Origin of the sequence: Tindallia californiensis, assembly GCF_900107405.1 — a bacterium.
Taxonomy (GTDB): Bacteria; Bacillota; Clostridia; order Peptostreptococcales; family Tindalliaceae; genus Tindallia; species Tindallia californiensis.
In genome coordinates, this window is the sequence record NZ_FNPV01000005.1 from 209,817 (window position 1) to 229,844 (window position 20,028).

20 protein-coding genes are annotated in these 20,028 nt (G+C 35.0%); all 20 read right to left on the reverse strand.

Annotation, left to right across the window (positions count from 1 at the left end; genetic code table 11):
- Entirely contained in the window at window positions 1-4,344 is a 4,344-nt protein-coding gene (locus BLV55_RS08575) for a PolC-type DNA polymerase III (protein ID WP_093313357.1), read from the reverse strand.
- Window positions 4,345-4,358: 14 nt separating this feature from the next.
- Complete coding sequence (ispG, locus tag BLV55_RS08580; RefSeq protein ID WP_093313359.1) at window positions 4,359-5,426, reverse strand: flavodoxin-dependent (E)-4-hydroxy-3-methylbut-2-enyl-diphosphate synthase; 1,068 nt, start codon at window positions 5,424-5,426, stop codon at window positions 4,359-4,361.
- 27 nt (window positions 5,427-5,453) lie between these two features.
- A complete protein-coding gene (gene rseP / locus BLV55_RS08585; protein WP_093313361.1) occupies window positions 5,454-6,455 on the reverse strand; it encodes an RIP metalloprotease RseP in 1,002 nt (333 codons plus the stop codon).
- A 24-nt stretch (window positions 6,456-6,479) separates the two neighbouring features.
- Window positions 6,480-7,631 (reverse strand): 1-deoxy-D-xylulose-5-phosphate reductoisomerase, encoded by a 1,152-nt coding sequence (gene dxr / locus BLV55_RS08590; protein ID WP_408645579.1) that lies wholly within the window; start codon window positions 7,629-7,631, stop codon window positions 6,480-6,482.
- 18 nt (window positions 7,632-7,649) lie between these two features.
- Window positions 7,650-8,444: a phosphatidate cytidylyltransferase gene (locus tag BLV55_RS08595; RefSeq protein ID WP_093313364.1), complete on the reverse strand. Its 795-nt coding sequence runs from the start codon at window positions 8,442-8,444 to the stop codon at window positions 7,650-7,652.
- 16 nt (window positions 8,445-8,460) lie between these two features.
- Complete coding sequence (locus BLV55_RS08600) at window positions 8,461-9,159, reverse strand: isoprenyl transferase (RefSeq protein ID WP_093313365.1); 699 nt, start codon at window positions 9,157-9,159, stop codon at window positions 8,461-8,463.
- A 45-nt stretch (window positions 9,160-9,204) separates the two neighbouring features.
- Window positions 9,205-9,387 carry a hypothetical protein gene (locus tag BLV55_RS08605; RefSeq protein WP_093313366.1) on the reverse strand — a complete coding sequence of 61 codons (183 nt, stop codon included), beginning with the start codon at window positions 9,385-9,387 and terminating at the stop codon, window positions 9,205-9,207.
- 3 nt (window positions 9,388-9,390) lie between these two features.
- On the reverse strand, window positions 9,391-9,948 hold the full coding sequence (frr, locus tag BLV55_RS08610; protein ID WP_093313367.1) for a ribosome recycling factor: 558 nt from the start codon (window positions 9,946-9,948) through the stop codon (window positions 9,391-9,393).
- A 16-nt stretch (window positions 9,949-9,964) separates the two neighbouring features.
- Window positions 9,965-10,675 (reverse strand): UMP kinase, encoded by a 711-nt coding sequence (gene pyrH, locus BLV55_RS08615; RefSeq protein ID WP_093313368.1) that lies wholly within the window; start codon window positions 10,673-10,675, stop codon window positions 9,965-9,967.
- Between the two features lie 77 nt (window positions 10,676-10,752).
- Window positions 10,753-11,397: a translation elongation factor Ts gene (gene tsf / locus BLV55_RS08620; protein WP_093313369.1), complete on the reverse strand. Its 645-nt coding sequence runs from the start codon at window positions 11,395-11,397 to the stop codon at window positions 10,753-10,755.
- 50 nt (window positions 11,398-11,447) lie between these two features.
- Window positions 11,448-12,158: a 30S ribosomal protein S2 gene (rpsB, locus tag BLV55_RS08625; RefSeq protein ID WP_093313625.1), complete on the reverse strand. Its 711-nt coding sequence runs from the start codon at window positions 12,156-12,158 to the stop codon at window positions 11,448-11,450.
- A gap of 148 nt (window positions 12,159-12,306) precedes the next feature.
- The gene (locus BLV55_RS08630; RefSeq protein ID WP_143033184.1) at window positions 12,307-12,597 is read right to left on the reverse strand and encodes a hypothetical protein; all 291 of its coding nucleotides are present in this window, start codon (window positions 12,595-12,597) and stop codon (window positions 12,307-12,309) included.
- A 161-nt stretch (window positions 12,598-12,758) separates the two neighbouring features.
- Complete coding sequence (locus BLV55_RS08635; RefSeq protein WP_093313371.1) at window positions 12,759-13,079, reverse strand: hypothetical protein; 321 nt, start codon at window positions 13,077-13,079, stop codon at window positions 12,759-12,761.
- Window positions 13,080-13,091: 12 nt separating this feature from the next.
- Window positions 13,092-14,513, reverse strand: coding sequence for a DUF342 domain-containing protein (locus BLV55_RS08640; RefSeq protein WP_176968337.1), 1,422 nt, complete (start codon window positions 14,511-14,513; stop codon window positions 13,092-13,094).
- Between the two features lie 32 nt (window positions 14,514-14,545).
- Window positions 14,546-15,274, reverse strand: a complete 729-nt coding sequence (locus tag BLV55_RS08645) for a FliA/WhiG family RNA polymerase sigma factor (protein ID WP_093313375.1) — start codon at window positions 15,272-15,274, stop codon at window positions 14,546-14,548.
- A 25-nt stretch (window positions 15,275-15,299) separates the two neighbouring features.
- Window positions 15,300-15,785 carry a chemotaxis protein CheD gene (locus BLV55_RS08650; RefSeq protein ID WP_093313377.1) on the reverse strand — a complete coding sequence of 162 codons (486 nt, stop codon included), beginning with the start codon at window positions 15,783-15,785 and terminating at the stop codon, window positions 15,300-15,302.
- Entirely contained in the window at window positions 15,786-16,421 is a 636-nt protein-coding gene (locus BLV55_RS08655; RefSeq protein ID WP_207646057.1) for a chemotaxis protein CheC, read from the reverse strand.
- Window positions 16,422-16,438: 17 nt separating this feature from the next.
- Window positions 16,439-16,903 (reverse strand): chemotaxis protein CheW, encoded by a 465-nt coding sequence (locus BLV55_RS08660; RefSeq protein WP_093313379.1) that lies wholly within the window; start codon window positions 16,901-16,903, stop codon window positions 16,439-16,441.
- A 10-nt stretch (window positions 16,904-16,913) separates the two neighbouring features.
- Window positions 16,914-18,956 carry a chemotaxis protein CheA gene (locus tag BLV55_RS08665; protein ID WP_093313381.1) on the reverse strand — a complete coding sequence of 681 codons (2,043 nt, stop codon included), beginning with the start codon at window positions 18,954-18,956 and terminating at the stop codon, window positions 16,914-16,916.
- A gap of 1 nt (window position 18,957) precedes the next feature.
- Entirely contained in the window at window positions 18,958-20,028 is a 1,071-nt protein-coding gene (locus BLV55_RS08670) for a protein-glutamate methylesterase/protein-glutamine glutaminase (protein ID WP_093313383.1), read from the reverse strand.

The window sequence follows — 20,028 nt, forward strand, 5'->3', positions numbered from 1 at the left end:
TTATGATGGTAAATCAAGTTGAAAGAGAGAGAGTTGATTTGTTTCTGGCAAGTCACTGCATGCACCGTGATCTTTTAGCGTTTCTATAACCACTTTTGAAGCTCCTGTTCTACTCCTCAGTTCTTCTATTGATAAAAAGTTTCTCTTCTGTGCTTCGTCATAAATTTTTCTCGCAGCATTTTGACCGACGCCGCCTAGTGATGTTAACGGAGGTCTTATTTTTGAATCTTCCAAGGTAAACTTTTCAGAATGGGAGTGATAAAGATTAACAGGAAGCAATTCTATTCCTCTACTTAACATCTCAAGAACCACCTCCATGACTGTTAGTTGATTTTTTTCCTTCGCAGTCAGCTTGACACTGGATTGTTCAAGATTTTTTATATATTGAATAATATAATCTGTTCCTTCCAGAGCAAGAGCCGAATCAAAATCATCCACTTTCATGCTGAAATAAGATGCGTAGAAAGCTTCAGGGAAATGCACTTTGTAATAGGCAATTCTAAATGACATCATTACATAGGCTACAGCATGAGCTTTCGGAAACATGTATTTAATTCTTTTGCATGATTCAATGTACCATTTAGGAATTTGATGAACATTTAGCAACTCTTCCTCTTCTTCGGATAATCCTTTTCCTTTTCGTACATTTTCCATAATTTTAAATGATGTTTTCGATGGAACGCCTTTCAAAATCAAATAATTCATTATATCGTCCCTGGTACATATCACTTCTTTAAGAGATGCTATTTCATCTCTAACTAGATCTTGAGCATTGTTTAGCCAAACATCTGTACCATGAGAAAGACCACTAATCCTAACTAATTCTGCAAACGTCGTAGGCTTTGTATCTAAAAGCATCTGTCTAACAAACTTCGTTCCGAACTCCGGTATTCCTATACTCCCAATCTCTGGTTTCCATTTACCATCATCTATTCCAAGAGCCTCTACACTTTGAAACAGACTCATTGTTTTAGGGTCATCCAAAGGAATATTCAATGCATTAGTACCAGTGAAGTCTTCCAGCATTCTTATGATTGTGGGTACATCATGTCCAAGGATGTCAAGTTTCAATAGTTTTCCACTTAACGCATTGTAATCAAAATGCGTTGTAATGATACCTGAAGTAGCGTCATTAGCAGGATGTTGGATGGGGGTGAATTCGTGAATATCTTTATCTTGGGGTACTATCATAACACCTCCAGGATGTTGTCCTGTTGTGCGTTTAACGCCTGTACAACCATCTATTAAGCGTTTCATTTCTGCATTATTCATTTGTAGCGAAAATGCTTCACAGTATTTTTTAACAAATCCATAGGCTGTTTTACTTGCAATGGTGCCTAATGTGCCTGCACGAAAAACATGATCCTTTCCAAAAAGATGTTCTATATATTGGTGTGCAACACTTTGATATTCACCAGCAAAATTCAAATCAATATCAGGCTCTTTGTCACCTTCAAAACCCAAAAATACTTCGAAAGGTATTTGATGGCCATCCTTTTTATACGGTGTATTGCATTTTGAACAATTAGAGTCAGGTAAATCTATGCCTGATTCATATTCACCCTCTGTATAAAAAACTGAATGTTTACAATTAGGACAAATATAATGTGGGGCTAATGGATTCACCTCAGTAATGTCACTCATTGTAGCTGCAAACGAGGACCCTACAGAGCCACGAGAACCAACAAGGTATCCATCCTTTAACGATTTGGAAACTAGTTGATGAGAAATCATATACATGACAGAATAGCCATTATCAATGATAGAAGTAAGTTCTTTTGTGAGTCGCTCCTCAACAATCGATGGTAATGGATCTCCGTATATTCGATGAGCATTTTCAAAACACAATTTCCTCAACGTTGTCTCCGAACCAGCAATAGACGGTGGAAAAGTTCCTTCAGGAACCGGCACAATCATTTCGATGCTTTCTGAAATTTTATTGGTATTTGCTATGACAACTTCATACGCTTTGTCTTTTCCTAAATGCTTAAATTCTATCAGCATCTCCTCAGTAGTTTTAAAGTGGAGACCTGAGTCTTCTTCAATATCATCAAAACCCATGCCTGCTTGTAAAATTTGTCGGTAACTATGGTCTTTCGATGCTACATAATGGACATCACCTGTTGCAACAACAGGTTTATTGAGTTTTTCTCCTAACGCTACAATAGCATGATGGTGGTTTTTTAGTTCTTCAATATCTTTTACAAAACCTTTATTAATCAAGAAACTATTATTAGAGACAGGCTGAATTTCCAAGTAATCATAAAAAGAAGCAATCTCTTCTAAACGATCTTGTTGTTCATTATTTAGTATTGCTTGATAAACTTCACCGTCTTGACATGCTGTTCCAAGAAGTAATCCCTTTCTGTTCCGACGCAAGTAACTCTTGGGAATCCTTGGCTTTTTATAAAAATAGTCCATATGTGATTTGCTAACAATATTATATAGATTTCGCAACCCTGTATAGTTTTGTGCTAATAAAATAATGTGATTTGTCTTTTGACGAGTTATTTCACTTTCTCCACCAGAGAATTCATTCATTTCACCAAAATTATTTAATCCTAAATCTTGCATTCTTGAAATCAGTTTAATAAATATTTGAGCTGTAGCTCTAGCATCATGTACCGCTCTATGATGGTTTTCAAGTTTAACATCCAGTGCTTTTGCAACAGAATTTAGTTTGTATTTCTTTAACCCTTTTAATAACTTTCTCGATAGTTTGAGTGTGTCCAACACCTGATAGTCAAAGTAATAATCTAATTTCGAAATGTTTTCCCGGAGAAAACCAATATCAAAGTCTGAGTTGTGAGCTACTAAAACACAGTGCTTAATAAACTTAACGAACTTAGGGATTACCTCTTCTATCGTAGGTGATTCCTTTACCATGTCATTCGTAATTCCTGTTAACTGTGTTATTTTTTCCGATATTGGTTTTAATGGATTCACAAGGGTGCTGAACTCATCAACAATAACACCCTTTGATATTTTTATGGCTCCTATTTCAGTAATTCGATCATGTACATTTGACAAGCCAGTTGTTTCCAAATCAAAAACAACAAATTCGTCTGTAAATTCAACATTTTTTGTTCCTTCTAGGATTTTTCGCTCATCATCAACAAGATAACCTTCCATTCCATAGATAGGTTTTACCTTGTTTTTAATCGCAGAAGAGTGCACTTCTGGAAAAGCTTGAACAACGCCATGGTCTGTAATCGCAAGGGCACTATGTCCCCATTTCGAAGCCAATCCAAATAATTCGCCGGGAGTTGAGATGCCATCCATTTGAGATAAACTTGTATGACAATGAAGTTCTATTCTTTTCTCAGAAGATTCATCCATGGTGCTTTTTATGTGGATTTTATTAAGATCTGCTATCATAACAATGTTTTCACGACTGAAATGATCATATTGCAACGTACCTTTTATAACAACGCTTTCTCCTTGCACAATGAGTTCTTCCAAGGGTTTATCGTTTTTCCGAGGTTCAAACAGTTTGGCAGTGATTGAGCCAGTATAATCAGTAATGTCAAAGATATATAGCTTTCTTCCATCTTTGATAATTTTAACATCGACACCTATTATTTCTCCATGAACAACAATATTGGAATCCTCTTCAGTAATACTAGATATGTTTATAGGTCGATCATCAATTAATCGACCTACCCATACCTTTTCATCGTTTTTAGACTTCTTTTTGGAAAGATTAAGATGAGCATTGTTTTGATTCACTTTTGCTTCTTTTTTACTGCCAGAAGCATTTGTCAAACTTGCTTTTTCAACTATTTTTTTTTCAAGATTTTGTCTCTCTATATAGAAATCATCTTTATTAAGTTCTAACTCATCAGATTTTTTTATAAGACAAGGAATATTTAGCCCATAATATCTTTTAAATGAAGATTGTATCCATTGCTCTAATTTTCGTTCCATGGCTTTTTCATAAAAAACTTGATCATTAACTATTAGATATAACTTGTTTTTATCTTCCTCTATTTGAAGTCGATCACCTAGCGATATAGAAATCGGTAATTTTTTTTGAATGATACACAGCAAATTATCAGAAAAAAAATCCGCTTCGATGAGCTTGGTTAAATTATCTATGAAAGCAACAGAATGGATTTGATAGTTTATTGGTCTTTTTACTTGAAAAAAGTTTTCTAAGATGAGTAATTGCTCTTCAAGCTCAAAAATCTTTATTTCTTTATTCAAGAAAAACTCTATATTCATTGTATATGGATTTGTAAAAAGTTGTAGTTTTTCAATAAAGCATTCACTAACCCAGTCAGCTTTACTTTTAATCTCAAACTGATTTAGTAATGTCTTTAAGGAATATTTATTTGAAGTCATTTTGAAATCCCCCCCTACTTAGAAGGCTCTAGTAGATTTATCTCTTTAATCAACTCTGGTATTATTTCATCTTCAGCAAGTTTTCTAATGACTTTTCCTTTTTTAAATAGCAGTGCTGAACCTTTTCCTCCAGCAATGCCTAAGTCAGCCTCCCTTGCTTCGCCTGGTCCATTTACAGCACAGCCCATTACCGCTACCGTGATTGATTTCGGAATCATATAAACTGCTTTTTCGATTTCTTCAGCTAAATAAATTAAGTCGATCTGACATCTTCCACAGGTAGGGCAGGATATAATCTGAATCTTATTATTTAGGAGCCCAAGACTTGCTAGGATCCGTTTGCCAACCTGTATTTCATTAGTAGGCGAACTTGTAAGAGAAACTCTTGCTGTATCTCCAATACCATCGATCAATAGACTCCCTATGCCAATGGCTGACTTTATAGTTCCTGTTTCAACAGTCCCTGCTTCCGTAACACCAATATGCAGAGGATAATCTACTTGTTTACTTATAGACCTGTATGCAGAAATTGTTGTTTGTAAATCACTTGATTTTAGTGAAATTATTATATTAGTAAAATCAATATCTTCCATTTTCCAAATATAATTAAGACAGCTTTCCACCATAGCTTCAGACGTTGGTCCACCATATTTTTTAAGTATTTTTTTTTCAAGAGAACCACCATTAACTCCAATACGTATTGGTACTTCATATTCTTTGCAAACACTAGTAATTTTTTTCACCTTATCAAAATCACCAATATTACCAGGGTTAATCCTCAGTTTATCAGCACCCATCCGCACTGCTTTAATAGCTAATCGATAGTCAAAATGGATATCAGCGACCAATGGAATAGAAATTGATTTTTTGATTTTTTTTAATGCTTCTGCAGCTTCATTATCTGGTACTGCAACTCGTATAAGTTGACATCCAATGCTTTCCAACTCTTTTATTTGTTTTATTGTTTCATCAATATTTCTAGTGTCAGTATTCGTCATTGACTGTAGACTTACCGGAGAATTCCCTCCAATTTTTAAGTCCGAAACATAAATTGATTTTGTATTTTTCCTCGTCATAGCTATCTCCTCTTAATATCTATTACAGAAGCCTTAGAAAAACATTAATATATCTTTGTAAGTAATAATCATCATCAACATCATCAATAAGGTAATTCCTATCATATGAACTAAAGCTTCTTTCTCTGGATTTATCGGCTTCCCACGAATTCCTTCTAAGATCAAAAAGATAATCCTACTTCCGTCTAGTGCCGGAATAGGAAGTAAATTCATAATACCAAGATTGATGCTAATTAATCCAGCTAGACCAACAACATCAATCCAACCAGAACGACTAGCTTCTCCAACCAAACTAATGATACCCACAGGCCCAGCAACGTTAGCTGTATCTGCTTGACCACGTATAAGCTGTTGTAGAAAATTTAGTATTTCAGTAAAAATAAAAATTGTTTGGTGATAGCTATTTACCAACGCTCCAGAAATTGATATTTCACTACCAGGTATGATTCCAATCATTGCTCTTCCTGTATCTTCATCAATTTCAGGGTTAACTTCAAAGTATAATTTTTCATCACCTCTCACTACTTCAAGAACCATCGCTTCACCTTTTGAAGCAGAAATTTTACCCACCAGCTGTTCCCATGATGTGATTTGATTGCCTTGAATTCGTTGAATATGATCATCAGATTGAATACCTGCGTTATATGCGGGTGAATCTTTAATCACTTCACTGATTTGAGTAGACGGTACCCCTATGCTCAAAAAAATAAGAAAAAAGCATAGAAATCCTAGAATAAAATTCATAACAGGACCTGCAAGAATAACACTAATTCGCTCCTTAACTGTCTTTTGACTAAAACTATTTTCAGTGCTAGATTCTTCATCTTCACCTTCCATGCGTACAAACCCACCAATAGGAAGAGCTCTTATTGAATAAAGAGTTTCAGCTTTTGTGATATGTACTACTTTGGGTCCCATCCCTATAGCAAATTCATATACTTTGATACCTACGAATTTGGCCACAGCAAAATGACCTAATTCATGAAAAAAAACTAGCAATCCAAACACAAAAATCGCAACAATTGTAGTTGTCATAGGACCACCTTCCCTAACTTTTCATTAAATATATTCACTAATTTGTCTTTTCACCCAGGTTTCTATTTCCTGAAGTTCTTGTATTGACGTATAATTAAATGCTTGATGCAAACTCATTGTTTTATTAATTATCTCAGTCATTTGATAAAAACTTACAGCTCCTTCAATGTAAAGTGGTACTAGTTTTTCATTCGCTGTATTGAGGACGCATGGCATTGTTCCACCTTTTTCCATAGCATCAAACGCAAGTTGCAGGTTTGGAAATCGATCTGTGTCAACTTTTTCAAAATTCAACTTTGAGATGCTTGCTAAATCAAGTTTATTAGTCGTTAAGCAAATACGCTCTGGATATGTAAGAGCAAATTGTATAGGGACTCTCATATCAGGTAACCCAAGTTGAGCGATAACCGACGTGTCGGAGAATTCTACCATGGAATGAATAATGCTTTCAGGGTGAACTAACACTTTAATTTGCTCAGCCTTAAGACCAAATAGCCATTTTGCTTCAATGACTTCTAACCCCTTATTCATCATCGTTGCAGAATCAACTGTTATTTTCTGTCCCATAGACCAGTTAGGATGTTTTAAAGCTTTGCTAGGGTGAGAAGATTCTATCTCTTTTTTGCTAAGGTTTCGAAAAGGTCCTCCTGAAGCTGTAAGAATGACACTAGTCAAGCTATTTCTATTTTCGCCCCTCAAACATTGAAAAATAGCTGAATGTTCACTATCCACCGGAAGAACATCCACCTCATGTTTTTTCGCTATATTCATAATTAGCTCCCCACCAACAACTAATGACTCTTTATTAGCTAACGCTAAAGTTTTACCAGCTTCAACTACTTTGCAACTAGGCACTAAACCTATACTTCCAACTAGTGCATTTAGAACGACATCCGCAGAAGATAGGGATGCAGCCGCCACCAGACCATCCATCCCACTATATATTTTAGTTCGTGCTTTCGCATGAAGTTTTAGCCAGGCAGCATCCTCAGCATCAGTAGCTACAGCTATTTCAGGCTGAAACTCATCGATTTGCTCTAAAAGCAAATTGCAATTTTTATTGGTGCTTAAAGCTACAACATTAAAAATATCTGAATGCTCACGGACAATTTCTAACGTCTGTTTTCCAATAGATCCTGTTGATCCAAGAATACTGATATTTTTCAAAAAAAGCACTCCTTATATTGATATTACTTAACCGATAACTTGATTCATTACCTGTAAATAGTAGAAAACAAAAGGTGCCGTAAATAAAATGCTATCAAAACGATCTAGCACTCCACCATGTCCAGGAAACATATTACCAAAATCTTTAATAGAAAAGAATCTTTTAATTATCGAAGCAGATAAGTCTCCAAGTTGAGAGAAAAATGCACCTACTAGCCCCATAATCGTATATATATATATATAATCTGGCATTACAAAGTATGAAAAAAGAAAACAACCAGCCATAGAGCCAATAATTCCACCAAGGGCACCTTCAATAGTTTTTTTAGGACTAATCGATGGACACAGCTTATGTTTACCGATAGCTAATCCAGTAAAATAAGCAAATGTATCACAACACCAAGCAATAATAAAAACAAGCCATATCGAGTGCGGAAGTAGTAATCTTTCAATTAGAAAGAGATGACTAATTGTTAAAGGAATATAAATGATACTAAATAGAACAATGCCAATATCTATTATTGAATAAGAAGAATTAGAAACAACTTGAATCGACAACATCGAAATGGTAGTAAGAATAAGTAACGGTAATGCATTCGAAATATCCAGCGTATAGTATAAAGATACGTAAAACAGAAAGCTAAACAAACAACCTATTCTCATTATGAGCTTCAGCTCAGTTTTCTGTGTAGCTGCGTAAAATTCTTTTAAACAAAGCAACGATACTATAAATAAAGCCACTAATAAATATGTATTTCCTAATAAGATTATAGCAAATAAAATTGGTAATCCTATCAACGTCGTAATGATCCGTTTTATCATAAAATCCTCCTTGAATCTATAAGCCACCAAAGCGACGAGATCTCACTTTATAATGTTTTATTGCTTTTTTAAGTTCATCACCGTCAAAGTCAGGCCATAGCGTATCAGTAAAATAAAATTCAGTATATGCAAGTTGCCAAATCATAAAATTACTAACTCTATATTCACCACTAGTACGTATCAACAAGTCTGGATCTGGTAAATCAAAAGTATCTAGTTCGTTATTTATATGCTCTTCAGTGATGGATTCACTATCAATGTTGTGTTTTTTATCATTCAAAATTTTTTTTACTGCTCTCACTATCTCATGTCGTCCGCCATAATTAAGTGCTATGTTTAAAATCAGTCCTTTGTTCTTGTTGGTTAGCATTATAGCATCATTTATTTTCGACTGAAGATCCGAACTCAAAATAGATAAATCGCCCATCATTCTTATTTTCACATCATTTTTATGTAACTCACTCAATTCCTTTTGAATGAATTCACTTAAAAGATTCATCAGAAAACTAACTTCCTCATCTGGCCTCTTCCAGTTTTCTGTTGAAAAAGCAAAAACTGTTAAAATGTCGACAGAAAGACTCGAAGCTTCTTTAACCGTATTGCGTAAAGAATCAGCGCCTTTTTTATGACCTACACTTCTAGGTAGGTTTCTTTTCTGCGCCCATCGCCCATTCCCGTCCATTATAATTGCAATATGTCGTGGCATACCTTCCATATAATTGCACCCTCCAAACTATTAAATAGCCCCCTAAATAGGGGGCTAAAAGTATGCTACTGTTAATTCCAGTACATTATTAGCTGTATATCGTTGCCGAACAATCCGTTTTAAACCATTTCTAGAAAATTTACTAAAATTAGTTTCCTTTAATATAACTTCAATACCAAAAGTATCAAGAATACTAATAGCATAATCCAAATGAAAACCCGTTAAATCTTGAAGCATGTGTTATACCTCCAAAATTTCCTTTTCCTTAGTCACTAACAGATTTTCTATTTTTTGAATGTATGCATCCGTTAATTTTTGAACTTCATCTTGAGCTTGTTTCAAATCATCTTCTGTTAATTCTCCATCTTTTTCCATTTTTTTCAAAGAATCATTTCCCCATCTTCGCTCATTCCGAATTGCAACACGACCCTCTTCCGCTTTTGCTTTAACAATTTTTATCAAGTCTTTTCTTCGTTCTTCAGTTAGCTGCGGTATAATTAAGCGTATAATTTTACCGTCAGTGGATGGGTTAATACCTAAGTCTGATTTTTGAATTGCTTTTTCAATCTCTTTTAGAGACGATACATCAAAAGGTTGAATTGATATCATGCGCGGTTCAGGAGTTGATATAGTAGCTACTTGATTTAGCGGAACAACAGCACCATAATATTCTACAGTAATTCTATCTAACATAGCTGGATTAGCACGACCCGCCCTAATACTCTTAAACTCATCATTTACAACATTTACTGTTTTACTCATTTTTTCTTCAATCGCTTTGTGTATTTCTAGTTGCATTAATAAGTCCCCCTTTTCAACTATGTATATATGTTCCCAAGGATTTGCCTAGTACTGCTTTTTTTATATTGCCAGGATCATCAAGCCCAAAAACTTTTATGGGAATTTTATTATCCATACATAAAGAAGTTGCTGTAGAATCCATCACCTTTAATCCTCTATTCAAAATTTCAATATAACTAACATCATCAAATTTGCAAGCATCATCATTCTGATTAGGATCTTTGTCATATACAGCATCCACTTTTTTTGCAAGTAAAATAACTTCAGCTTCTATCTCAGCAGCCCTTAAGGCAGCAGTAGTGTCTGTAGAAAAATAAGGATTTCCAGTACCTGCTGCAAAAATAACTACCCGGTTTTTTTCAAGATGGCGCACCGCCCGACGCCGTATATAAGGTTCTGCGATTTGTCTCATCTCTATTGCCGTTTGCACCCTAGTAATAACATCTATGTTTTCAAGGGCGTCCTGCAATGCAAGTCCATTAATAACAGTAGCCATCATACCCATGTAGTCAGCTGTTGTCCGGTCCATACTTTCGCCGGATCTTCCGCGCCAAAAGTTTCCTCCACCAACAACAATAGCAACCTGTACATCCATTCTAATAACTTCTTTTATCTGAACAGCAATTTGATTAATTGTCTCTGTATCAAGGCCAAAGCCTTTCGAACCAGCTAAAGCTTCACCACTAAGCTTAAGCAATATTCTTTTGTATAAAGGTTTCCCCATGGAATTTACTCCCTTATCTTGTATTTGATTATAAAACATAGAGAAAGAGAACACAAGAGTGTTCTCGTAGAATAAAATTATTGGATTTGTTTCGCAACTTCTTCAGCAAAGTTTTCTTCTTTCTTATAAATTCCTTCTCCAACTTCAAAGCGAGAAAATCTTCTAATGCTTAAATTTTCTCCTATTTTAGCAATTTTTTCAGTTAATAGATCGCCAACAGTCTTATCGGGATCTTTAACAAAATCCTGCTCTAGCAAGCACACTTCTTTATAATATTTCTCAATTCTTCCTTCAACCATCTTATCAATAATTTTTTCTGGTTTACCTTCATTAAGCGCCTGTTTTCTAAGAATATCTTTTTCGGTTTCAATTTTTTCTTGAGGAACTTCCTCTTTGCTTACATATTGAGGGTTCGAAGCTGCAATTTGCATCGCAACATCTTTCACAAACATTCTAAATTCTTCATTTTTAGCAACAAAGTCTGTTTCCGAATTGACTTCTACCAATACGCCTATTCTCCCGCCATGTATATAGGCTTCCACAATTCCTTCAGCAGCGACACGACCAGCCTTCTTCGCAACAGCCGCCAGACCTTTTTCTCGTAAAAATTCAACTGCTTTTTCCATATCACCATTTGTTTCTGTTAAAGCTTTTTTGCAATCCATCATACCCGCGCTTGTCTTTTCACGCAGCTCTTTTACCATACTCGCTGTTATGCTCATGACTAACCTCCTGATAATAAATTCTTCAAACCGATAATTCTTATATATACTTAAGCTCTTTCCGCCTCTTCAGTTTGAAAGCCCTGACGGCCTTCAAGAACAGCATCTGCCATTGTTGATGCTAATAGCTTTACAGCACGTATTGCATCATCATTTCCAGGTATAACGTAATCAACTTCATCCGGATCACAGTTTGTATCAACAATAGCAATTACAGGAATACCTAATTTTTTCGCTTCAAGAATTGCTATTCTCTCTTTTCGCGGATCAACTACAAAAACAGCTTTCGGCATTTCTTTCATGTCCTTTATCCCACCAAGAAATTTTTCAAGCCGATCCATTTCATGTTTTAATTGAATTACTTCTTTTTTGGGCAAAAGATCAAAAGTCCCGTCTTCTTCCATTTTTTCTAACTCCCGAAGCCTATGAATTCTTTTCTTAATTGTCTGGTAATTTGTTAGCATTCCACCTAACCATCTTTGGTTAACGTAATACATGCCGCATCTTTTAGCTTCTTCTTCTATGGACTCTTGAGCTTGTTTTTTTGTTCCTACAAACAAAATATTTCCGTTTTCTTCAGCAATCTCTTTGATAATACGATAAGCCTCATCCACTTTTTTTACGGTTTTTTGAAGGTCTATGATATAAATACCATTTCTTTCCGTAAATATAAATTTTGACATTTTAGGATTCCATCTTCTTGTTTGATGCCCAAAATGAACTCCTGCTTCTAATAATTGTTTCATTGATACAACACTCATAATATTCCCTCCAATTTGTTTTTCCTCCATCCTCTTCATATAATTCCAACACCTTTTCGGCACAATCGAAACTATCAAAGGATGTGTGTTTTAATACCTATGGTATTTTACCACAAACTTTTTATTCAAGCAAGTAAATACTTGTTAATCATTTTATAAACCGACGTATCATTTCTATTTCACAAATACTTTTGTTTAGTATTTGTGAAATAGCTTCATTGGTGCAACCATCATTGATTAGCTTTACTACTTCATGATTATTTTGGATAAATTGACGATAATTCATCGACTGGCTAAAGGAGATGTTGTTAAACTCATCCCGGCTATTTTGATTTGAAGAAACTTTACGATTTTTGCTTTCCGACAAAACTTTTAATTCAGCTACTTCATTTTCCAGTTGATTAATTCGATCATTTAATTGGCCGTTCATTTCTCTCAATTTTGAAATTTCACTCCTTAAAACATCTGCTTTTTCACTGTAAACAGACCTAGCATCTTTTGAGGAGTTAACCTGTCTTAAAATTAGAATAACAGTTAGACCCAGTATAAAAATGATAGCTAAATAATTTATTGCATATATTTCCCCTAGCATGAGTCACCTCAAATTTTAATATCTAATCTAGTGCCCTTTTTTTCAGATTCAAACGATTCTTCATCCAAGTCGTTTTTTCCCTTCTTCTTTTTCCTTTTTTTCTGTTGTTTTGAATTGTGATTATTTTTTTTACTGTCCTGATTTATTTTTTGTCCTTGTGTTTCATCATATTCTGTGATACGTGTTTTATCTTTTTCTGTTTCAATTTGCTGCTGTCCTTGAATAAATTGATTTGTCGTATGCGCTCTATTGTTCTGGTTTTGTTGATTTTTTGACTCCTGAACAGAATTTAAGACAGTTATTTGTTGGTCTATTGGTTTGATTGTCATAAGGAACACTCCTTACTTTTCATACATACCTACGACTATATCGCCTTCCTTATAATACAGTGTGCACATTGCTATATCATCATAAACATGCTTTGTAGCATTATATATAGCAAACTTAACCCCTGGATGAACTGTTGAAGATACATGAACTTTACCCTTTGTTGCATTCTCCATTTCTTTTGTCATGGCTTTTATATCTTCTTGAAGATCTATCTGCTGATCCTTTAGAACTTCATAAGTTTTAACAGATCGGACAAGCATTTCTTTTTTATCGGAGGGCAATGATGTGTTTTTACTCATTTTATTTAATATGCCTATGGTTTTTTTTAGGTTGTCTAAGTTTTTTAAGGTTTCTTTGAGCTTAGATTGTGACTTATCATATTTTTCTTTTATTTCAGGATCTATCCCAACCTCAATTTTAGTCTGTGTACCCATCGAGCTTCCTATTACCTTAGCTTCAATTTCTTCTGTCGCCTTAACAATACCACCAACAATAAGCCCACGCTTACCTTTAATAACTATTTTTTTCTTGGAAGAAGCTACGCTATGCAAGATACAATCCGCTTCTATGTTACCACCAGCAACAATTTTAGTGTTTTCTATGTATTTGGCTATCAAATCTCCTTTAGAGTAAAGCTCTGCCTGGTTATTACCCTGAACACCTCTATTTAGAATGATGTGTCCATTAGATTTTAAAATAGCACCTTCAACGACGCCATGCACTTCAATATCTCCGTCAGCTTCAATGCTAAAACCTGACTTTACGTTTCCACGTACAATTACTTTCCCTTTAAAACGAATATTACCAGTCGTGTTATCGACATTTGCCGGAACATCATAAACAGGACTTACCGTTATCTTGCCGTCACGAAAAAGAGCTTGTCCATCAATTTCAGCCAAAATCTTCAGTCCATCATCACTCATTACAGTATTTTTACCTGCATGAAAGGATGGTTCTTTTCCAGGTTTCTGATCGATTGTTTCACCTTTTACATTTGTTCCAGGGGTGCCTTCAGTAGCTGGTATTTTTTCTGCAAGAACTTGTCCTGCCTCAACATTTTGAATTAAGTTAAGATTTTTAAAGTCGACAGAGCCGTCTTCTTGAATGGAGATTTTTTTAGATCCTTCTATATTAAATAAAAATTTAACCTTTCCGTCTTTACCATCTTCCGGCAGTTTAGCTTCAGCAATGATCAACGGCTCGTTTACTATTTGACTTTCAACCCAATCCTTTATTGCTTGATGATAAAGCCCGAAAGTGATTCCTGCCTTTTTAATTTCATTATTAACTTCTTCAAAAGCAACTGGCTTACCATCACCTTCCGGAGCCGATAGCACCATTGTCGCTTTTAACTTTTGGGGGTCGATTTCAATTGACACAGCTCCATCTACATTTTCATTTTCATCATTATTAGAATTGTTAATATCGATCATGCCTTCCCTCCTCAATCTTACCATCTAATGATTTATAAAAGTTGGTATTTAATTCTAGAGATTGCCTTTGAATGAAGTTGAGATACTCTTGATTCAGAAACTCCTAATATAGCTCCTATTTCTTTATATGTTAACTCTTCATAATAGTATAAAGTTATTACTTGTTTCTCTTTGTCGGGTAATTCTTTTATGCCTTTAATCAAAAGCTCTTTTACCTCAGCATTGATTAGCCTTTCTTCTGGTAGTTCACTTTTTAGATCTGCTAAGCTATTTTCCTCTGTAGCATCTATTAATTTTTCTTCTAAAGAAACTACATGATAAGCACTGGTTTGTTGCATTACATTTTGAATCTCTCGAACAGTCATACCTGTTTCTTCTGCAATCATATTATCAGTAATACTTTCAATCTTCGATGAATTTTCTAATTTTGATATTGCATCGTCAATTAGCTTCGCCTTTTGCCGAATTGATCGAGGGATCCAGTCCATATTCCTAATCTGATCAATAATAGCGCCCCGAATTCTGATTTGGGCATATGTTTCAAATTTTACATTTTTTTCCGGATCAAATTTATCGATCGCATCAATCAAACCAAAAATACCAAAACTTACTAAATCATCAAAATCTAAGTGATTGCCATAAGTAGCATACAAACGCCCTGCCACAATTTTAACTAACTCTATATATTTTTCAATCAACTGGTTCTTCAGATTTACTTCTTTACTATTAAAATATTGTTGCCATAGGATATTTGAATCCATAGACGATTCCCCCTGGCTAGTTATGTTATAGCTCAGTCTTACCTTTTCCTATTGCTTTCACAAGAAGTATACCAGTATCAGGATATACTTCAATAGTTCTTCCAAAATTACCACCAGTGTCTTCTGCTAATAATGGAATTTTATAGTCACTTAATATCTTTTTAGTGGCTTGTGCATTTCTAGCTCCTATTTTCATCATATCAGATTTATTGTCTAGTGCAAACATCTGTGCGCCACCAGCGATTTTAGCTGTAAGCTTTCTATCATTAGCACCCTGTTTTCTAAGTTCTTCTAACAGAACCTCCATGGCAGTGTCTGCAAATTTTGCTTTATTAGCATTATTTTTAATCTGAGTGCTGTCAGGAAGCATAATATGTGCCAAGCCAGCGATCTGGTTGTTTAGATCGTAAATTGCAATTCCAACACATGAACCTAGACCTAGTGTCGTTAAAATATGAGGCGATTTAACAACCTTTAGATCAGCCATGCCTACTTTTATTATGTCCTGCATTCACCCACTCACTCCTAAGCTCTGTAATAAGACATCAAAAGAATTCTCGTCTGGTATAAGAAAGAAATTTGCTTTCATCTCTTGATGACCATCAAACAGTGTATTTTCAATCATTAAAACATGATCACTTATTGTTCCAAATTGAATAGCTGGAACGCTTAAAATGGCACCCGCCATGTCGACACATAAAGAAGGTGTTGTTAACTCTACCCTTAGATTCGTTAACGAAGCAAGGGATGAGACATAGGAGCCTGATAATATATTCCCAATTTCCTGCAATGCAGACTTTTCCATGTCATTCAATTGCATTAAATCGTCTTCACAAGAGGTTTCAGATAATCCCCCCATCATAAAATTGGTCAGTTTTCTCGCTGATGGCATATCTAGAAGAACCATAATATTCCCTTCAATTTCGCCTGTCATCCCAAAATAAATTCCAGCTACAATATTTTCTTCTCCACCAAGCACCATAGGTACATCCTGAACTTCTAAAATTTTAACGACAGGTACTTGCATGTCAACTTTTTTTTGAATCATTACTGCAAGGGATGTTGCTGCGTTACCTGCACCTATATTACCAATTTCTTTTAGGACATCTAAGTGCATACTATTTAGATCATTAACTGAAAGATTCAATACTATGCCCTCCCTTCTCAATTCTCAGCCTTATCTAGTTCAAGAATTGAATGTATATCTAAAAGAATAATCATGCGGTCGTCAACTTTACCAATTCCTTCAACACTTGTTTCATCAACAATACTCAATACAGTCCCCGTATTCTCGATTTGATTTTTAGGTATGTTTAAGACCTCTGAAGAACTATCTGTCAAAATGCCTACCGTCATATCTTCAACTGATAGTATGATAATTCTTGACTCCTCAGTTATAGTGGAAGGAGACAAGTTAAACCGTTTTCTTAAATCGATTACTGGTACAATTTCTCCACGCAAATTTATGACACCCAGTACAAAATCATTAGAATTTGGTACTCTGGTAATCGCAGTAACTTTTTCGATTATTTCCACATAATGAATGGATACCCCATAAGATTCCTGATCCAGTCTAAAAATAACGAATTGGTCAACATCACTTTGTTTTCCGTTTTCATATTGGCTCATTTTAACCCTCCTAGAATAAAGAGTTTGTATCTACAATTAAAGCAACCGTTCCATTACCAAGAATAGTTGCACCAGCAATGCCTCTTGCAGCACTTAAATATTTTCCGAGCGATTTAATAACAATTTCTTGCTGCCCAATTAGGTTGTCAACAATTAATCCAAATGTTCGATCTCCATGGCTAACAATTACAATTGTGTACTCATTAGTAGTTTCTTTATTTTCGACCGGTGGAACTTCTAATATTTCAGAAAGCCTTATAATTGGCAGTGTTGATTGTCTAAATAAAACTACTTCTTTCCCTTGCACATTTCTTATTTGGCCTTCTTCAATTGTAGATATTTCTCTAATATTGTTTAATGGAATAGCGTATTTTTCACTTTCAACGTCTACTAAAAGTGCTTGTATAATTGCCAACGTTAAAGGTAGTCTGATAGTAAAGCGACTCCCTATGCCTGGTTTTGAATCAATTTCAACTTCACCACCAAGGTTCTCGATTTTAGTTTGAACAACGTCTAAACCAACCCCCCTTCCAGAAAGATCAGAAACTTTATCAGCAGTGCTAAATCCAGGATGAAAAAGCAGCTGTATTAATTCCTTAGATTCCATCAACTGGCTTTGGGATTCTGAGATCAAACCATTAGATATTGCTTTCGACTTAACTTTTTCAATATCTACACCTTTACCGTCATCCTCAACTTCTATCACTACATTATTGCCATCCGGAAAAGCTGTCAGTTTTAATTTGCCAGTTTTATTCTTGTGGTTTTTAATCCGAGTATCCGGTTCTTCAATCCCATGATCCATTGCATTTCTAATAAGATGAATTAAAGGGTCTCCTATTTCATCGATAACCGTCCTATCAACTTCAGTATCTTCACCAGTCATAATCAAATCTATTTCTTTCCCTAGCTCTTTAGATATATCTCGTACCATTCTTGGGAATCTATTGAAAACCCTTTCAATAGGAACCATGCGTACTTTCATTACTGCATCGTGTAGGCTTGTTGTTATTCGTTCCAATTGTTCTGTTGTATCGCTGATAGATTTTTCCTGAGTCATTTGATGTGCATCATCTAAGCGAGTTTTTATAATAATAAGTTCGCTCACTAAATTCATTAAATTATCAAGTCGGTCAATATCTACACGAACCGTTTTTCCTGTACGAGCCTTTTTAGGTTGATCACTTGCTTCTTTCGCTGTATCACTTGGGGAAACTTTTTCCGCATCCTGTGATGAAGCTGAAGCGTCTGAGGTTTCGTCTTCAATTAAATCCAAGGCAAGAACCGAGTCAAAGCTTAGTTGTTCGAGTTGCACTGTGTTTAGTTCAGAAATATTATTAAGATTGTTTATGATGAATTCTTCAGGATGTTTTGTGATTGTAATGAGCTCGAAGCACAAGTCGAATCTTTCATCTTCAATATCTTCAATACTTGGCTCTGAATGAATAATTTCACCATCTTGCTCTAGCGTACTGAAAACGATATAAGCCCTTGCTGACTTTAACATGCATTTTTCATCAAGACAAATTTTCAACTTAAATATATTGTAATTATCTTCTTCAGCCTTTTTAATCATATCCTTAACGTATTCGTCTATCTTTATGCTCGATTGAGAATCATTTTCAACCGTAGATTCGGATTCATTCTTGCTAGCATTCGCTACCTCTGAACTGCCATCAACTTTCATTTTGATTTCTTTAATGAGATCACTGGAAATGTTTTCTCCTTCTACTTGATCAACTTCAATATTCGCTACATACTGATCAAGTTGGTCAAGGCATTCAAATAACAAGTTTACAACAGATTCATCAATCTTGGTTATATTTTTACGAACTTGATCCATTAAGTTTTCCATTTCATGTGTCAGCTGAAGAACATGATTGAAACCCATTGTTCCAGACATACCTTTCAAAGTATGGGCAATTCTAAACAACTCATTTAAATGCTGTGTATCTTCTGGATTTTTTTCCAAAATCAAAAGAATTTCATTCATTTTTTGAAGATGCTCTTTAGATTCATCAATAAACACATCAAAATATTGGCTAGTTTCCATTTCATCGACCTCCTATTCTGTTTACAATCACTTCAGCGATTTTTTCAAGCGTAACAACTTCATCAATAATCCCTTTCATAATAGCACTTTTAGGCATCCCAAATACAACACAGCTTTTTTCATCTTGAGCAATGGCCAACGTTTTTAGTCTCTTCTTCAAGTCTTTCAATCCTTCAGTTCCATCAGATCCCATACCTGTCATTATAACACAAATCGCTTCTTGATAATTACAATTTAACAATGAACGTAGCATAGGATCAGCTGAAGGTCTATGACCATTAACCGCCGTATTTTGATGTAGTTTGATCAAATGACTTTTATTCACAACCTCAACTTCCATATGGTAATCACCGGGTGCAATATATACATTGCCTGGTGTTACAACGTCCCCATTTTCTGCTTCTTTGACACTTACAGCAGAAGTAGTGTTTAGCCTTTCTGCTAAAGATTTCGTAAATCCAGGTGGCATATGTTGTACGATCAAAATTGGATAAGGAAATGTTGCTGGTATCTGAGGGATCACATATTGTAGAGCTTTTGGTCCCCCAGTAGAAATTGCAATAGCAACTATGTTGTTTTGCTTCTTCGTTAATGTTTCAGCATATTTTCCAACCGTGGCCCTTAAGGGCTTATTATTAATTTCTAAAGATGGTTTCACATTTGCCTTAGATGCAATCTTTAACTTACTATGCAAATTCTTTTGAAAAGATTCATTATTCAAGATTGTAGATGTTGATGGCTTTTGAATGAAGTCGACAGCTCCATACTCTAATGCTTTTAATGTTTCATACGCACCTTCTTTCGTTAGGCTGCTAACCATGACTACAGGTATTTTTTCCTGTTGACAAATAATTTTTAATGCTTCAATACCATTCATAATCGGCATCTCTACATCCATTGTTATCACATCAGGTCGTAGCTGCTCAGCTTTTTCTATTGCTTCTTTTCCATTTCTTGCACGGCCAATAACTTCAAAAATTGGATTAGCGCTGATCATATCCGAGAAAAGTTTTCTCATAAAAGAGGAATCGTCTACTATCAGAACCTTGATTGATTTGCTTGAATTTTCCAA

Bases quoted from the DNA above. Each gene is read 5' to 3' on its own strand.
- rseP (WP_093313361.1), bottom strand. From the start codon at position 6,455: ATGACAACTACAATTGTTGCGATTTTTGTGTTTGGATTGCTAGTTTTT.
- BLV55_RS08595 (WP_093313364.1), bottom strand. From the start codon at position 8,444: ATGATAAAACGGATCATTACGACGTTGATAGGATTACCAATTTTATTT.
- tsf (WP_093313369.1), bottom strand. From the start codon at position 11,397: ATGAGCATAACAGCGAGTATGGTAAAAGAGCTGCGTGAAAAGACAAGC.
- BLV55_RS08645 (WP_093313375.1), bottom strand. From the start codon at position 15,274: ATGGATTCAAATATCCTATGGCAACAATATTTTAATAGTAAAGAAGTA.
- BLV55_RS08635 (WP_093313371.1), bottom strand. From the start codon at position 13,079: ATGACAATCAAACCAATAGACCAACAAATAACTGTCTTAAATTCTGTT.
- BLV55_RS08605 (WP_093313366.1), bottom strand. From the start codon at position 9,387: ATGCTTCAAGATTTAACGGGTTTTCATTTGGATTATGCTATTAGTATT.
- BLV55_RS08575 (WP_093313357.1), bottom strand. From the start codon at position 4,344: ATGACTTCAAATAAATATTCCTTAAAGACATTACTAAATCAGTTTGAG.
- frr (WP_093313367.1), bottom strand. From the start codon at position 9,948: ATGCAACTAGAAATACACAAAGCGATTGAAGAAAAAATGAGTAAAACA.
- BLV55_RS08640 (WP_176968337.1), bottom strand. From the start codon at position 14,513: ATGATCGATATTAACAATTCTAATAATGATGAAAATGAAAATGTAGAT.
- rpsB (WP_093313625.1), bottom strand. From the start codon at position 12,158: ATGAGTGTTGTATCAATGAAACAATTATTAGAAGCAGGAGTTCATTTT.
- BLV55_RS08650 (WP_093313377.1), bottom strand. From the start codon at position 15,785: ATGCAGGACATAATAAAAGTAGGCATGGCTGATCTAAAGGTTGTTAAA.
- BLV55_RS08665 (WP_093313381.1), bottom strand. From the start codon at position 18,956: ATGGAAACTAGCCAATATTTTGATGTGTTTATTGATGAATCTAAAGAG.
- BLV55_RS08660 (WP_093313379.1), bottom strand. From the start codon at position 16,903: ATGAGCCAATATGAAAACGGAAAACAAAGTGATGTTGACCAATTCGTT.
- pyrH (WP_093313368.1), bottom strand. From the start codon at position 10,675: ATGGGGAAACCTTTATACAAAAGAATATTGCTTAAGCTTAGTGGTGAA.
- BLV55_RS08600 (WP_093313365.1), bottom strand. From the start codon at position 9,159: ATGGAAGGTATGCCACGACATATTGCAATTATAATGGACGGGAATGGG.